15 protein-coding genes are annotated in these 15,662 nt (G+C 61.6%); 7 read left to right on the top strand and 8 right to left on the bottom strand.

Annotated features, from left to right (window positions below; all coding sequences use genetic code 11):
- The first annotated feature begins 2 nt into the window (after window positions 1-2).
- The 6 genes from RFER_RS04135 to RFER_RS22880 all read left to right on the top strand — a co-directional run bounded on the left by RFER_RS04135 (window position 3) and on the right by RFER_RS22880 (window position 6,264).
- Entirely contained in the window at window positions 3-611 is a 609-nt protein-coding gene (locus RFER_RS04135) for a nicotinamidase (RefSeq protein WP_011463151.1), read from the top strand.
- Complete coding sequence (locus tag RFER_RS04130) at window positions 608-1,990, top strand: nicotinate phosphoribosyltransferase (protein WP_011463150.1); 1,383 nt, start codon at window positions 608-610, stop codon at window positions 1,988-1,990. Before RFER_RS04135 ends, RFER_RS04130 begins: the two co-directional genes overlap by 4 nt.
- Window positions 1,991-2,038: 48 nt before the next feature.
- Window positions 2,039-3,253: an SAM-dependent methyltransferase gene (locus tag RFER_RS04125; protein WP_011463149.1), complete on the top strand. Its 1,215-nt coding sequence runs from the start codon at window positions 2,039-2,041 to the stop codon at window positions 3,251-3,253.
- Window positions 3,243-4,598 (top strand): FAD-binding protein, encoded by a 1,356-nt coding sequence (locus RFER_RS04120; protein ID WP_011463148.1) that lies wholly within the window; start codon window positions 3,243-3,245, stop codon window positions 4,596-4,598. The genes RFER_RS04125 and RFER_RS04120 overlap by 11 nt, the downstream gene beginning before the upstream one ends.
- Before the next feature lie 20 nt (window positions 4,599-4,618).
- Window positions 4,619-5,608, top strand: coding sequence for a hypothetical protein (locus RFER_RS04115; RefSeq protein ID WP_011463147.1), 990 nt, complete (start codon window positions 4,619-4,621; stop codon window positions 5,606-5,608).
- Window positions 5,609-5,763: 155 nt separating this feature from the next.
- Entirely contained in the window at window positions 5,764-6,264 is a 501-nt protein-coding gene (locus RFER_RS22880; protein ID WP_011463146.1) for a hypothetical protein, read from the top strand.
- 99 nt (window positions 6,265-6,363) lie between these two features.
- Here RFER_RS22880 and priA read toward each other — a convergent pair whose 3' ends face one another.
- Both priA and hemE read right to left on the bottom strand, forming a co-directional pair.
- Window positions 6,364-8,565: a replication restart helicase PriA gene (gene priA / locus RFER_RS04105; RefSeq protein ID WP_011463145.1), complete on the bottom strand. Its 2,202-nt coding sequence runs from the start codon at window positions 8,563-8,565 to the stop codon at window positions 6,364-6,366.
- A gap of 385 nt (window positions 8,566-8,950) precedes the next feature.
- Window positions 8,951-10,060 carry a uroporphyrinogen decarboxylase gene (gene hemE / locus RFER_RS04100; RefSeq protein ID WP_011463144.1) on the bottom strand — a complete coding sequence of 370 codons (1,110 nt, stop codon included), beginning with the start codon at window positions 10,058-10,060 and terminating at the stop codon, window positions 8,951-8,953.
- 155 nt (window positions 10,061-10,215) lie between these two features.
- Between hemE and ruvB the strand changes: the two genes are divergently transcribed.
- Complete coding sequence (ruvB, locus tag RFER_RS04095; protein ID WP_011463143.1) at window positions 10,216-11,292, top strand: Holliday junction branch migration DNA helicase RuvB; 1,077 nt, start codon at window positions 10,216-10,218, stop codon at window positions 11,290-11,292.
- A gap of 54 nt (window positions 11,293-11,346) precedes the next feature.
- Here ruvB and RFER_RS04090 read toward each other — a convergent pair whose 3' ends face one another.
- From RFER_RS04090 to RFER_RS04065, 6 genes are all read right to left on the bottom strand, one after another.
- Entirely contained in the window at window positions 11,347-11,832 is a 486-nt protein-coding gene (locus tag RFER_RS04090; protein WP_011463142.1) for a hypothetical protein, read from the bottom strand.
- Between the two features lie 224 nt (window positions 11,833-12,056).
- A complete protein-coding gene (gene thrH / locus RFER_RS04085; protein ID WP_011463141.1) occupies window positions 12,057-12,662 on the bottom strand; it encodes a bifunctional phosphoserine phosphatase/homoserine phosphotransferase ThrH in 606 nt (201 codons plus the stop codon).
- Window positions 12,663-12,742: 80 nt separating this feature from the next.
- Window positions 12,743-13,453: a lysoplasmalogenase gene (locus RFER_RS04080; RefSeq protein WP_011463140.1), complete on the bottom strand. Its 711-nt coding sequence runs from the start codon at window positions 13,451-13,453 to the stop codon at window positions 12,743-12,745.
- A 26-nt stretch (window positions 13,454-13,479) separates the two neighbouring features.
- A complete protein-coding gene (locus tag RFER_RS04075; protein ID WP_011463139.1) occupies window positions 13,480-14,118 on the bottom strand; it encodes a histidine phosphatase family protein in 639 nt (212 codons plus the stop codon).
- Window positions 14,119-14,224: 106 nt separating this feature from the next.
- Window positions 14,225-15,241: a tRNA 2-thiocytidine(32) synthetase TtcA gene (gene ttcA, locus RFER_RS04070; RefSeq protein WP_011463138.1), complete on the bottom strand. Its 1,017-nt coding sequence runs from the start codon at window positions 15,239-15,241 to the stop codon at window positions 14,225-14,227.
- 20 nt (window positions 15,242-15,261) lie between these two features.
- On the bottom strand, window positions 15,262-15,654 hold the full coding sequence (locus RFER_RS04065) for a dihydroneopterin aldolase (protein ID WP_011463137.1): 393 nt from the start codon (window positions 15,652-15,654) through the stop codon (window positions 15,262-15,264).
- Window positions 15,655-15,662 lie beyond the last annotated feature (8 nt).

Below are 15,662 nucleotides of genomic sequence, written 5' to 3'. Positions count from 1 at the left end.
TCATGTCGAGTCATACGCACCCCATTTCACTGCAAACCGGCGATGCACTGCTGATCGTTGACGTTCAATCAGATTTCCTCCCCGGCGGCAGTCTGGCGGTGCCCCGGGGTGATGAGGTGATCGCTGTGCTCAATGGCTATCTGGCCGCATTCCAGCAGGCCAGGCTACCAGTGCTGGCCACGCGCGACTGGCACCCGAGCAAGCATTGCTCCTTCCTGCCGCAAGGCGGGCCGTGGCCGCCGCATTGCGTGGCAGGCAGCACGGGGGCCAACCTTGCGCCGGGGCTCAAGCTGCCGGCTGATGTCATCGTGATTTCCAAGGCCACAGACCGCAGCCGTGATGCCTATTCAGGATTCGAAGGCACCGAACTCGACCGTTTATTGCGCGAAGCCGGGGTCAGGCGTCTCTTCATTGGCGGTCTGGCGACTGACTATTGCGTGCTCAATACGGTGGGTGACGCCTTGAAACTGGGCTATCAAACGGTCTTGCTGCAAGACGCGGTCCGCGCGGTGGATGTGCATCCGGGTGACGGCGCGCGTGCTATGGGCCAAATGCTGGAAAGAGGCGCCATGGCCGTGACCTTGAAACAAATCAGGGTGGTATCACCATGACGGAGCGCACCAGTCTCCTGCTCACCGATCTCTATCAGTTGACGATGCTGCAGGCCTACTTCGACCAGGGCATGGCCGACACAGCGGTGTTCGAGTTCTTCGTGCGCAAGCTGCCGTCCGGGCGCAACTTCCTGATGGCGGCGGGGCTGGAACAGGTACTCGATTTTCTGGAAGACCTGCGCTTCACCCCCGCGGAGCTGGATTGGCTAACCGGGTGCGGGCGCTTCCACCGCCGCTTTGTCGATTCGCTGCGCGACCTGCGCTTCACGGGCGAGGTGCAGGCGATGCCCGAGGGCACTGTATTCTTTGCTGACGAGCCTATTTTGCGCGTGGTCGCACCACTGCCCCAGGCTCAATTGGTTGAGACCCGGATCATCAACCTGCTGCAGTTTCAGACGATGGTGGCCTCGAAGGCAGCGCGTGTGCGCCTGGCCGCAGCGGACAAATTGCTGGTGGACTTTGGCCTGCGTCGTGCGCACGGGGCCGAGGCGGGCTTGCTGTCAGCCCGCGCCAGCTACCTGGCCGGCTTTGACGGCACATCCACCGTGCTGGCAGGCATGAACTGGGGCATTCCCCTTTACGGCACCATGGCTCACTCATTCATCCAGGTCCATGACGGGGAAGTTGATGCATTCGAGCATTTCGCCCGCTCGTACCCAAAGGCGTGCACCTTGCTGATCAACACCTTTGACACCGAGGCGGCCGCACGGCGCCTGGTGCCTTTGGCCAAAAAGCTGGCGGGTGAGGGCATCACCATTCAAGCGGTTCGGCTGGACAGCGGTGACCTGGCGGCGCACGCGCGCCAGGTGCGGCGCATTCTGGACGAAGGTGGTCTGCCCGGCATCAGCATTTTTGCCAGCGGCAACCTGGATGAACACAGGCTGGCCGAACTCGTCGCAGCCGGCGCGCCGATCAACGGCTTTGGCGTGGGCACCCGCATGAACACCTCGGCCGACCAACCTTATCTGGACTGCGCCTACAAGCTGCAGGAATACGCCGGGCTGGCCCGGCGCAAGCAGTCTGAGGGCAAAGCCACCTGGCCCGGGCGCAAGCAGGTGTACCGCAGCTACGGCGCTGACGGCCTCATGACGGGCGACGTGCTGACCACGACTGACGATGTCGCGCCGGGCGAGCCGCTGCTGGTGCCGGTGATGCGGCAAGGACGGCGGTTGGCGAACATGCCCGTGCTTAATGCGGTGCGCGAACACGCCCACGCCGAATTGGCCAGACTTCCTGTCCCTTTGCGTGCATTGGCACCGGCCACAGCACCTTACTGCGTGACCCTGGCGCCGCCGCTCAGGCAACTGGCCGAAGAGGTGGACAGGCGGATACAGGCCGATTTGATTATGCGCAAGTCTCGCTGCCAGCAAACAGCTTAAATCTAGTTCGCTGGCATCAGGGCCTGCGCAACCAACCGGAGAACCCGCGTGCTCTTTTCCATGCAGAACATCGTCGACGCGATGCAGACCCGGACCGGGATGTCGTTTGCGATCGGGCTGCCCGATGGCAGCCACTACCGCGCCGGCCCGGGCGAGCCGGCGTTCACGATGCTGTTCCGCTCCGACGCCGCCTTGCTGCAGGCCTTCACACGCGGGCAAATCGGTCTGCTGGAGTCCTATTTCGACCAGAGCGTCGACGTCGAAGGCGATTTCGGCGCGGCGCTGGCGGCCGGCCTGCTCAGTGGCCTGGATCTGCACGGCAAGGCCTTGATCACCATGGAGAACGGCCTTCATGAGCTGCGCTATTCCAACCACAGCCCGGCGCAGGCCAAGGCCAATGCCCGTGCTCACTATGGCTTGGGAGAGGCGTTTTATCGACTCTGGCTCGACGAGCCGCTGATGATGTACACCTGCGGCTACTGGTTTGAGGGAACGCAGACACTGGAGCAGGCGCAACAGCGCAAGATCGACCATGTCTGCCGCAAGATCCGGCTCGCGCGTGGCGAGCGTTTTGTCGACATCGGCTGCGGCTTTGGCGGCTTCATGTTCCGGGCATGGGAAACGCTGGGCGCGATCGGCACCGGGATCAACACCACAACCGAACAAGTTGACTGGTTGCGCAGCGAAATCACGCGCCGCGGCCTGGATAACAAGCTCTCGGTGCGCGAGGCCGACTTCCGCGCGGCCGATGCCCAGTATGACAAGGTGGTGTCGATCGGCGTGCTCGAACATGCCGGGCGTGACCAGTTGGCCGCGGTGATCCAGGCACACGCCGACTTCCTGAAGCCCGGCGGGCTGGGCCTGCTGCATTTCATTGGCCACGTCGGACCGCGCGAGACCGACCTGTTCATCCGCAAGCACGTCTTTCCCGGCGGCTGGATTCCCGGCTTGTCCGAGGTAGTCGTCGAGATGGAGCGCTGCGGGCTCGAGGTGCTTGACATTGAAAACCTGCGCCGCCACTACGCCTTGACACTGGACGAGTGGGCCCGGCGTTTTGAGGCGCAATGGGAAACGATCCGGGCACTTGACCCGCAGCGTTTTGATGAACGCTTTTACCGGGTCTGGCGGACCTACCTGATAGGGTGCGCCGAAATGTTCCGCTCGCCAGGGGGTTACACCCATTTGTTCCAGATTGTCTTCAGCAAGGGCAACGTCACACCGGCCAGCTTCCCGATGAGCCGGGCGTACTTGTATGACGCCTGAAGCCTTGGCCCATGCCCGGCGCCGGGCCGAACTGCTTGCCACCATGCAATCCGGCAAAGCGAGCAGCGGGGCGCCGCTCGGTCTCGGAAAACGCAGCTCCAACCTGTTTCGGGACCGCCACGAGGGCGCCAAACGCCGGCTCGACCTGAGCGCCTTCTGCCATGTGCTCGACATCGACACGGCAGGCGGCTGGGTCGATGTCGAAGGCCTGACGAGCTATGAGGAACTGGTCGCGCAAACCCTGCGCCGCGGTCTCATGCCGGCGGTGGTGCCACAGCTCAAGACCATTACCGTGGGCGGTGCGGCCGCCGGCGTCGGCATCGAAGCCACCGCGCATCAACACGGCCTGGTCCACGACACCCTGCTGGAACTCGACGTCTTGCTGCCAGGCGGCGAGGTCTTGCACTGCACGCCCGACAACGAGCACCGCGACCTGTTCTTCGGTTTTCCCAATTCCTACGGCACACTGGGCTATGCGCTGCGCCTGCGCTTGCGCACCTTGCCGGTCAAGCCATACGTCAAGGTAGAACATTTGCAGTTTAACGCGCCGGGCGCGTTTTTCATCAACCTCGCCGCGCACTGCCAGGGCCATGCTGACTTTGTCGATGGCGTGGTGTTCGGGCCGCAGCAGCAGGTGATTAACCGGGCCTGTTTCGTTGATGCCGCACCCTGGCTCAGTGACTACCGCTTCGAGCACATCTACTACCGTTCACTACTGGACAAGCCAGTCGATTACCTGACGGTGCAGGACTATATCTGGCGCTGGGACACCGACTGGTTCTGGTGCTCGAAGAACCTGTACGCGCAGCACCCGCTGGTGCGGCGACTGCTTGGCAGGGCCAGGCTCAATTCACGTTTCTATACCCGCGTCATGCGCTGGAACGCCCGCTGGGGCCTGACGCGCCGGCTGGCCCGCTGGCGCGGCCGCTTTACCGAATCCGTCGTCCAGGACGTCGATATCCCGATGGCTGCTGCGCCCGATTTCCTCGCCTTTCTGTTGCGCGAGATCGGCATCCTGCCGATCTGGATCTGCCCGGTGCGTGGGCCTGCTCCCAATGCAAGATTCACCCTGTTTCCCCTGGCACCCGACAGCCTTTATGTGAACTTCGGATTCTGGGACGTGGTCGAAACTGCACACGCCTGCGAGCCGGGCCACTTCAACCGGCTGGTGGAGCGCGAAGTGATGCGGCTGGGCGGCATCAAGTCGCTCTACTCGGACAGCTACTTCACACCGCAAGAGTTTGCGCAGGCCTACGGACTGTCGCACTATCAGGCGCTCAAGGCCAGGTACGACCCGAGCGGGCGCATGCTGGGCTTGTACGAGAAATGCGTGCTGCGCGCGTGAGTCAAATGGGGCGCCGGGCGATGCACATCGACGTATGCAATGGCGACGCCGACGGCCTGTGTTCCGTGGTGCAGTGGCGCTGGCACGAGCCGCAGGCGGCCCAATTGATCACCGGGCTGAAACGCGACATTGAACTGCTGGAGCGTGTCCAGGCCGGCCCCGGCGACAAACTGCTGGTGTGCGACCTGTCCATGCGGCGCAACCGGCCAGCGCTGATACGCTTGCTGGAAGCCGGCGTATCGGTGCGCTACTTTGACCATCACAAGGTGGACGAGATTCCGGTGCATCCGCTGCTGGAAGCGCATATTGATGTTGCCAGCAACATCTGCACCAGTCTGCTGGTGGACCGCCATCTCGGCGGCCAGTTTCGGGCTTGGGCCGTGGTGGGTGCTTTTGGGGACAATCTGACCGGCGTGGCCGAAGATCTGGCCGTGGCGTTGGGCTTGTCTTTTGAGGACCGCAGGCGTCTGCAGTCCCTGGGCGAGTCGATCAACTACAACGCTTATGGCGACAGCGAGCAAGATGTTTACATCACACCGGCGCATCTGTATGAACGACTGCTTCGCTACCCTGACCCCTTGCTTTTTCTTGAACGTGAGCGCATTGGACAGGAGCTTGAGGCCCGGCGGCAAAATGATTTGCGGCAGGCACAAGCCATGCAGCCCTATTTTCAGGACACGCATGTCAGCGTCTACCTTCTGCCGGACGCCCCATGGAGCCGGCGGGTGTCAGGCAGCCTCAGCAACGTGCTCGCGGCAGCGCATCCTCAGCATGCCCATGCCTTGCTGACGGCCACGGCCTCGGGTGACTTCGTCGTCAGCGTGCGCGCACCCATGGCTGCCCCGGCCGGCGCAGCGGAGTTTTGTCGCAGTTTCGGCGGTGATGGACGGGCCGGGGCGGCGGGCATTGACCAACTGCCAGCGCACCAGGTGGAAAGCTTCATTGAGGCGTTTTCAGCCAACCCATGGGGGAACCTGCCGGGTGCGCCTGGCCAGACTGGCTCCATGTGATCAAGGCCACAGCCTGTTTGCGTCTTCAAATGGTCAGAATATTTGAAAATAAATGAAATTTTTTAGAAATAACCCTAAATAACCCCCTAAATCTGCCGTTAAGAAGTTACGAATACGGAGGAAAGCCCCAGACCTGATCTGCCGCCCCACAAAAAATGCAACTACCGCCCCTTGAACGAGTCCCCAATCTTCGGCCCATTGGCGCTGAAGCGTTGTCCATGGCGGCGGCCAGAGTCATACCGGTGGCGCCCGTCAACCCGTCAGCCCACGCGGCCACCGCGCCGGCGGAACCGACGCCCAGTGTGGTCAACCTGGTGAATCAGGCCAACAAACCCAGCACCGGTGAGGCGATTTACACCAGCGTGTCTGATCCGGCGCGGCGCGGCTCCGAAGCCGCCACGTCTGAAAAAGACTGGACCATTCACCGGCCAGCGCCTGAAAAAGTCGAAGACCCGCCACCGGTGCCCATGTCCAAAGTATTGATGGACCATATCAAGTCGCTGTGGCTGGCCAGTGCCAGCGCGGTCCAGGTGCAGCAGCAGGTCAAGAATCAGCTCGACACCTCATTACCCAACCGGAACGCAACACCGGGCACGCTGTCGAGTGAGGTGCTCACCTACTCGCCCAGCAAAATCAACAAGACTGACCATATCTAGCGTTCAGCCGGGTGTCGATCAGGATGCAAGAGCGGGCTTGCAGTTCTTTAGTGCTATCATTAACATAGCTAATTAAGCATATAGGACGCTGGCTACAGCTCAAATAGCCAAAGGATCCACGTCAATGGCCCAGCGCAGCAAGCCGCGCCCCTCGGGCTGTTTACGGGTCGCGTGCAACACCACCTGCCAGGCCGCCAAAAAGCGTTGCAGCGCCGCGCGTGACGGGCTCTCGATCAGCATTTGCGCCCGCTCCACATTGGCCACGCGCTGGATGCTCATGGGCACCGCCGGGTACAGGGTCAAGTGCGCCAGCAACTGGTCCGCTTGTGCCATCCGGGTGGCGGCAGCACTGGCCGCGCTCAAAAAACCTTGCGCCACCTCTTGCGTGCGCGCCTCCGCCCGCACCAGCGCCTGAAAACTGAACGGAGGCATACCGGCCTGCTCGCGCTCTTTCAGTTGCTCGGCGGCGAAGGCCGGGTAGTCGTGGCGTTTCAGGGCCTCAAACAGCGGATGTTGCGGGTGAAAGGTCTGCACCCACATCTCGCTTTGGCCGCTGATGTCGGCGTCGCGCCCGGCGCGGCCGGCGGCTTGCATCAGCAGGCTGAACAGGCGCTCGGGCGCCCGGAAGTCACTCGAAAACAGCGCGTTATCGGGGTTGATGGCGGCCACCAGCGTGATGCGGCGAAAGTCGTGCCCTTTGGCAATCATCTGTGTGCCGACCAGCACGTCCACCTCACCCGAATGCACCCGGGCCAGCTGCGCCTGGAGCTCGCCTTTCAGTTTGGTACTGTCGGCATCGATGCGCACGATGCGCACCGGTTCGCCCTCGGGCCATTGATCTGACACCGAGTTGGGGCGACGCACCTCCAACAGCAGCTCGGCCAGGTGTTCTTCCAGCCGCTCGGTGCCACGGCCCATCGGCGCGATGTCAGGGTTGCCGCAGGCGGGACAGGCACGGGGCACGCGCTCGGCATAGCCACAGTGGTGGCAACGCAGGGTGCGGTCGATTTTGTGAAAGACCCGGTAGGCGCTGCAATGCGGGCATTCGCTTTTCCAGTCGCAGTCGGCGCAGTGCAGCACCGGGGCGTAGCCGCGCCGGTTCAAGAACACCATGCTTTGTTCGCCGCGCGCGATGCGCTCCATGATGGCGGCCAGCAGAGGTGGCGAAAACACGCAATGCTTGGGCTGGTGATTCATGTCCACCCGGCGCACCACGGGCAGGCCAGCGCTGGCGGCGGCCGCATCGTTCACCAGCCGTGTTGTGTCGCCTTGCGCGGTGGGCAGCGCGGTGATGCTGCCGATGCGACTGGGCATGACCAGGCGCAGGTAGCGCCCACCCTCTGCCGCCGGACGACTGTGGTGCCAGCTCTCCAGCGACGGTGTTGCCGAGCCCAGCATGACCTTGGCGCCGTCGAGCCGGCCCCGGTACACCGCCAGATCACGCGCCGAGTAGCGGGCGCCCTCCCCGCTCTTGTAACTCGGGTCGTGCTCCTCGTCCACGATGATCAGCTTGAGTTTGGGCAGCGAGGCAAAGATGGCCATGCGTGTGCCCAGCACGATGCGGGCGGCTCCGCTGTGGGCCGCGAGCCAGCTCTTCAAACGCTGCGCCGGCGTCATGCCGCTGTGCATGGACACCACGGCGCCGTCACCATACATGGGAGCAAACCGCGCCATGAAACGCGCCTCCAACTGCGGCGTGAGGTTGATCTCGGGCACCATCACCATCGCCTGGGCATCGGGCTCGCGCACGAGCAACTGTTCGACGCATTGCAAATAGACTTCGGTTTTGCCGCTGCCGGTCGCGCCGAACAACAAAAACGGCCCTGAATTTGTATTAAATTGGGCTATAGCCCCCGTCTGCTCTGGACTAAGCGCTACTAATTCAGAAGCATCAACCAGGGCAGGCTCGCCCACTGCCCCCGCCTTGGCGTGACGTTTGAGGCGACGGCCCCACTGCTGGGTGCTCAGGTCGCGCAATTGTGGCGGCAAGGCTGCCAGCGCCACCTCGCCCACGGAGCGCTGGTAATAATGGGCCGCAAAGGTCACCAGCTGGCGCCAGCTGGCGCTCAGCGGCGCAATACCGTCCAGGGCACTGCTGATGGGACGCAGTTTCTGCGGATCAAAGCTGGCCGCTGGGGAATCAAGTGGCGCGTCCCACACCACGCCCAAGAGCTCACGCTGACCCAGTGGCACACGCACCAAGCTACCGACGGTAAGTGGCAACTCACTGACATAGCTCAGCGTCCCGGCGACGGCACTGTGGACTGGCGTGTGAACCAGAACTGCAAGCTGATGGGTCATGCCAGAGCCCGACTTTGGGCATTTTGTTGATGTGAACTTGCGAAAGCTGGCTTAAACCCTTGATTCATAAGCGATTTGATGATCATCCAGAATTTCTGTGGATAACTTTGTTGATAGTTTGCCTGGATTGCCCTCAAACCCTTGCAAATCAAGGCTTTGATCAATTTGCTTACAAAATTAGCAAAAATTAATATCGTTATAAATCAATCACTTGTGATCGCTATTTGTTTAATAGCAAATTGCTTGTGACCAGAGCAGTAACTCTTTACAAAGACAAATTTTTGTGCATAAGTTAAATCGCAACATTCCCCATTCGGATCAAAAGGTGCTAGGCGTTCAGGTCAAAGTAACAAAAAAGGCCTGGCACCGGCCGTTCAAAGTGACTTCAGGCCCGCATCTTGCGCGAGTGCTCATGCACCGCCTGTACCAGCGCCGCCACATGCTCCGGCGGTGTGTGCTGGCTGATGCCATGTCCCAGGTTGAAAATATGCGTCGGACCGGTTCCTTCACCGGCATAGGGCGTGCCAAAACTGTCCAGCACTCTGGTCGCTTCGGCGGCGATTTGGGCCGGCGAGGCAAACAGCACGTTGGGGTCCATGTTGCCTTGCAAGGCTTTGCTGTCGCCCACAATGGCACGCGCTTTGGCCAGATTGACGGTCCAGTCCAGGCCCAGCACGTCGCAGTCAAGTAGCCCCATTTCCTTCAGCCACATGCCGCCGCCTTTGGTAAAGACGATGCGCGGAATACGCGCCCCGTTGTGTTCGCGCTTGAGTTGCGCCAGCACCCGGGCCGTGTAGGCCAGGCTGAACTCCTGGAACGCGCCGTCGGCCAGCACACCGCCCCAGCTGTCAAAAATCATCACCGCCTGGGCGCCCGCTTCGATCTGCGCGTTGAGGTACTGCGCCACCGAGTCGGCGTTGATCTGCAAAATCCTGTGCATCAGGTCAGGGCGGCTGTAGAGCATGGTCTTGACCAAGCGGTAATCGTCCGAGCCAGCACCCTCCACCATGTAGCAGCCCAGCGTCCAGGGGCTGCCTGAAAAACCGATCAACGGCACTTTGCCGTTGAGGGCCTTGCGAATCGAGGTGACGGCGTCAAACACATAACGCAGCTTGTCCATGTCGGGCACGGCCAGCTTGGCAACGGCTGCCTCGTCCTGTACCGGATGGGCAAATTTGGGACCTTCGCCCAAGGCAAACGACAGGCCCAAGCCCATGGCGTCGGGCACGGTGAGGATGTCGCTGAACAAGATGGCAGCATCAATCGGAAAGCGCTCGACCGGCTGCAGCGTGACTTCGGTGGCGTAGTCGGTGTTGGTGGCCAGACCCATGAAGCTGCCCGCTTTGGCGCGCGTAGCCCGGTATTCCGGCAAAAACCGCCCGGCCTGGCGCATCATCCAGATAGGCGTGTAGTCAGTGGCCTGGCGCAGGCAGGCGCGCAGGAAGGTGTCGTTTTTCAGGGGCGCAAAAGCGCTGGAGTTGGTTGAAGTGTTCATGGCGCAATTGTCGCCGTTCTTTGGGCGGCCCACGCCAGCCAGGCAGCATCGTGCCAGCCGCCCAGGATCGCCTGCACCGGGCGCGCGTTGTAGGGGCACCCTTCACCCCTTCGCCGCGCGCTATAGTCAAGCTTCCTTTAGCACCCCCACCTGCCGTGAGCATTCAAACCGACGACTTTGCCGCCCCGCCGCCCAAACGCATCCTGTCGGGCGCGCCCGCCTCTCCCAACGAGGAGGCAGTTGAGCGCGCCTTGCGGCCCAAGCTGCTCGATGAGTATGTCGGGCAGGCCAAGGTGCGCGAGCAGCTTGAAATATTTATCAGTGCCGCCAGGATGCGCGACGAGGCGCTCGACCATGTGCTGTTGTTTGGCCCCCCCGGCCTGGGCAAAACAACGTTAAGTCACATCATTGCACACGAACTCGGCGTCAACTTGCGCCAAACCAGCGGCCCGGTGCTGGAAAAACCGAAGGATCTGGCGGCGCTGCTGACCAATCTGGAAAAGAATGATGTGCTGTTCATCGACGAGATTCACCGCCTGAGCCCGGTGGTGGAAGAAATCTTGTACCCCGCGCTGGAAGACTACAAGATTGACATCATGATCGGCGAAGGCCCGGCGGCGCGCTCGATCAAGCTCGACCTGCAACCCTTCACCCTGATCGGTGCCACCACCCGCGCCGGCATGCTGACCAACCCGCTGCGTGACCGTTTTGGCATTGTGGCGCGGCTGGAGTTCTACTCCCCCGAAGAACTGGCGAGCATTGTCAGGCGCAGTGCCGGCCTGCTCAAGGTGCCGACCGATGAAAAGGGAGGCTTTGAGATTGCCCGGCGTTCCCGTGGCACGCCGCGCATTGCCAACCGCCTGCTGCGCCGGGTGCGCGATTACGCCGATGTGAAAGGTGCGGGCGAGATCACGCTCGATATTGCCCACCGCGCCCTGGTCATGCTCGACGTGGATCCACAAGGCTTTGACCTGATGGACCGCAAGCTGCTGGAAGCGGTGATCCACCGCTTTGACGGCGGCCCGGTTGGCCTGGACAACATTGCCGCCAGCATTGGCGAAGAGCGGGAAACGATTGAAGACGTGATTGAGCCCTACCTGATCCAGCAAGGTTACCTGCAGCGCACGCCGCGCGGGCGTATTGCCACGCTGGCGGCGTACAAACACCTGGGCGTTACGCCGCCTGCGGCGCAGAGCGGTGGCGACATGTTTGGCGCCATGCGGCCAGAGTAGGCAAAATAAACAACAGCTTGGACCTGCATCAGGTCAACCGATGCGGCGTATGCGTCATGACTCCCAGTCGTCCCGATCACGCACCAGACGATGGAGTTTTGCACGCTGCATCAGCTCGGTTACCAGCAGTCCTGAAGTCACCGAACTGGCGATCACCGGCCACGCCTTGATCTTCTCGGCCAAGGCATCGACAGATTCGACGCTCACCTGCTGGACATAGTCGACCAGGTCGATGACGTGGTCGATGCTCACCTTCGGCACATCCGCCAGTCGAACCTGCAAGTCACGCCAGCCGCTGCGAAACACGCTTTCCGCAAAAACGCCATGGGCCACGGTGACGCGAGCGAGCGCACCCAAGGGGCTCAACAAATGCTCCAGCAGGGGGACTTGCTCGGCCGTTGGGGCGCACTCGTAGAGTTGGCCGACCAGGCGCGAAATCCGAGTGTCCGACGCCGAACCGCCCGGTTCAGCCGACGCAACAGTGGGGGCGGCCACGGGCAGCCAATCGGCTTGGGCCGATCCTGTTTGAACGGTCTGCATGATGTTTTGTCGCTCTCATGTTGATTGGCCCGCCCCGTGGGTGCGTCCAAACCAATCCTGCTGCCAAATTTACCGGCTTTGTTGGCTTGCGCATACATGGTGCGCTTGACTGTTCATGTAGGGAGCTGGAGACAATTCGAAGCAAACAGTTGCCATGGATGAATGGCCAGGATCTGACAGCATGGCCGCCAGCAGGGGCAAACAACAGGAAGCGATTGATGCGCTTAGCGCTTGGCTGCCTTGTCGATCTCAGAACGCAGTTCGGTGTAATTGAGCGTAACCGGAAACTGGGGAAACTCGTCGATCACGTTTTGCGGTGGGTGAAACAGGATGCCGGCGTTGGCCGCAGCCAGCATCGCGGTGTCGTTGTAGGAGTCCCCGGCTGCAATCACCTTGAATTGCAGCTCCCGAAAACGCTGCACCGCTTCTTTTTTCTGGTTTGGCATGCGCAGGTGGTAGTTCACCAGAAAGCCGTTGGCGTCGGCCTCCAGCTTGTGGCAGAACAGCACCGGCATGTTCAGTTGCGCCATCAGAGGCATGGCAAATTCATAAAAAGTGTCAGACAGAATGATGACCTGGTAGTCGCGCCGCAACGCGTCCAGAAAGTCGCGGGCACCGGCCATCGGCCCCATGTCCGAGATCACCTTTTGAATATCGGGCAGGCCGAGCTTGTGGGTCTTGAGCAAGTCGAGCCGATATTTCATCAGCTTGTCGTAGTCGGGTTCGTCGCGCGTGGTGCGCGAGAGCGCCGGGATGCCGGTGCGACTGGCAAACTCGATCCAGATTTCGGGGACGAGGACACCTTCAAGGTCAAGACAAACGAGCTGCACTGAAATTCTCCAAAAGTTGGCGCCCCAAACAAGACATTGCCTGCGCGCTGAAGTCGCTGAATACGTTGATGCGGGCTAGGTCAGGCAAGTGTAGCGGGAGCCGCCGGGGCAACCGGCCGGGCGTTGTGCACGATCAGAATCTGCGCCGTGTAGTAGCTCGCCAGCACCCATAAAGACACCAGCGGCAGCGGCTGCACAAAGCGGTTGACGGCGATCAGCGCGTCGCTGAGCATGAAGACGCAGGCGCCCAGGCCCACGGCCTTGGCGGCTGTATCACGCACCGTCGCCGCACGACCGATGGCCTGCGCCACCATCAGTGCAATCACGCTGACGTAGGCCGCCACGGCGACTCTCAAGACCGGGTCGGCCAGCCCGCCCCAGACCCAGGCGTACATGGCGGCACCGATACCCAGCGTGCCAGCCAAGGCGCGGCGGCTGGGAAACCAGGGCACACCCTGACGGAACAAGGCGATGTAGAAAAGATGAGCCACCAGAAAGGAGGCCAGGCCCGGGATGAAGTAGTTGCCGGGCAACATCAGAAACACATCGCCCGCCAGCGAGGCTGCTAGCGCGGCCAACAAATATGAATCAAATCTGGCTACAGCCCCCGTCGAATAAGAACGAGCCGCTACCAAAGCAATAGCTACCAGCATCGTCAGCGGTTTGAAGACAAAGTGCAGCGTTGTCAGGTCCAGCACGCGTGTCGCGGTGGACAGGACCGCAAGCGCGATCAGCAACAGCTCAAGTCGACCGTTGCGCTCGGTGATGGGTGTTGGAGAACGCAGGCTCATGGCAATGGGGTCACAGCTCGGCGCCCTCAGGCGCTCGTCTCATCGAGCGCATCGTCGTCCAGATGGCGCGTGTCGGACCAGCCCACCAGCGTGAAGCCGCCCGGCGTCCACAGCAGGCGGTTGATGGCGGCGTTGCCCAGGTCCCAGGTGCGCGGCGCCTGCAACTCTTGCCCGGTGGCGGCGCGGTACAGCACGTCCATCACGCCGCCGTGCGCGACCAGCACAATCTGCTCCCCCACGTGGCGCGCCGCCAATTCGGAAGCGGTGCGCGTGATGCGTTCGCGCAAGTCGGTCAGCGACTCGCCTCCTTCGGGCGCCCACAGCGGATCGCGTTTGCGCCAACGCAGCGCCTGCTCGGGCCAGACGGCTTCAAGCTCGGCAAAGGTCTTGCCCTCAAACACGCCAAAACCGCGTTCGCGCAAGCCGGCGTGGGTCTGCAGCGTGCGGCCGGTCGCACTGGAAATGGCGCGTGCGGTGTCATGGGCGCGCCGCAGATGACTGGAATAGATGGCACTGATGGGCTCACGCGCCAGGGCCTTGGCCAGGCGGTGGACTTGCCAGCGGCCTTTGGCGTTGAGTTCGATGTCGAGCTGCCCCTGGATGCGGGTATCGACATTCCAGGCAGTTTCGCCGTGGCGAATGGCAATGATGCGGGTGGCGTGCATGGTGTTTTGAGTGATTGGAGTGCGCTAATGGATCTCGGAAACCACTATAAATAAAGTAGCAACAAACACAGTATTTATAGGGGCTGGCGCCTTGTTTTCTATAAACTCAGCAGGACGAACCCAGCACCTGCACACCGGCCAGCTTGGCCATCGGGAACGTTTCTTCATCGAACACCCGGTCGCCATCGGCGTCCGGCACACCGGTGATTTTGAGGCCCTTGAAGTCGTAGCGCGTGGCGTCCATCAGGTGCGAGGGCACCACGTTTTGCAGCGCGGTGAACATGGTCTCGGTGCGACCCGGGTACTGTTTTTCCCAGTCGCGCAGCATCTGGCCGATGAGCTGGCGCTGCAGGTTTTCCTGGCTGCCGCACAAGCTGCACGGGATGATCGGGAACTGGCGGTGCGCGGCCCAGCGCGTCAGGTCTTTTTCGGCCACATTGGCCAGCGGACGGATCACGATGTGGCCGCCGTCGTCGCTCACCAGCTTGGGCGGCATGCCCTTGAGTTTGCCACCGAAGAACATGTTCAGGAAGAAGGTTTGCAGCATGTCGTCGCGGTGGTGGCCGAGCGCGATTTTGGTGATCTTGAGCTCGTCGGCCACCCGGTACAAAATGCCCCGGCGCAGGCGGCTGCACAGGCTGCACATGGTTTTGCCCTCGGGGATGACTTTTTTGACGATGCTGTAGGTGTCCTGGGTTTCAATGTGAAACTCGATGCCGAGTTTGGCCAGGTACTCGGGCAGGATGTGGGCCGGAAAGCCGGGCTGCTTCTGGTCCAGGTTGACGGCCACGATCTCAAAGTTGATCGGCGCGCGCTGCTGCATTTTGAGCAAGATGTCCAGCAGCCCATAACTGTCCTTGCCGCCCGAGACGCAGACCATCACGCGGTCGCCCTCTTCAATCATGTTGAAGTCCATGATGGCCTGGCCGACCTGGCGGCACAGGCGCTTTTCAAGCTTGTGGGTTTCACGCTCGATTTTGGGTTCGCGCGTTGCCGGGGCACTCGCCGTCGCGTCAGCAAAGGCTTGCAGGTCAGACTTCAGCCTGACCAGTTGGCTTGCAACGCGGCCTTGCGGGCTCAAATCTTCGGCTTGCGTATCGTTGTCTGTCCAGACTGCATTCATTGTCTTGTTCCTAATAGGTCTTACGACCACTGTCCGGTTTCCATGCGAATCGCCACTTCACAGTCGTCAAATATCTCCAGCTTGGCAATCTTCACCCGCACGCCCAGCACGCCGGGCAGTTGCATCAGGCGGTTGGCCAGCTTGCCAATCAGGGTTTCGAGCAGGTTGACGTGCTCGGCGGTGCATTCGTCAATGATGATTTTGCGCACCTTGCGGTAGTCCAGCACATGGGTGATCTCGTCATCGTGGGGCAGCAGCGGCTGCGCGCCCAGGCTCAGTTCGGCATCAACCTGAATCGGCTGTGGCGCGGTTCTTTCAGCTTCCAGAATGCCCAGGTTGGCATCAAAACGCAAGCCGGTGAGGGTCAGGGTCTGCTGACCCAGGCTGTGGCCGCTGGTGGGGGAATTCATCATTTTGGGGG

The organism is Rhodoferax ferrireducens T118 (assembly GCF_000013605.1).
GTDB lineage: Bacteria > Pseudomonadota > Gammaproteobacteria > Burkholderiales > Burkholderiaceae_C > Rhodoferax > Rhodoferax ferrireducens.
Note: the sequence above shows the minus strand (reverse complement) of the source record. Positions and strands in the feature narration are given on the sequence as shown.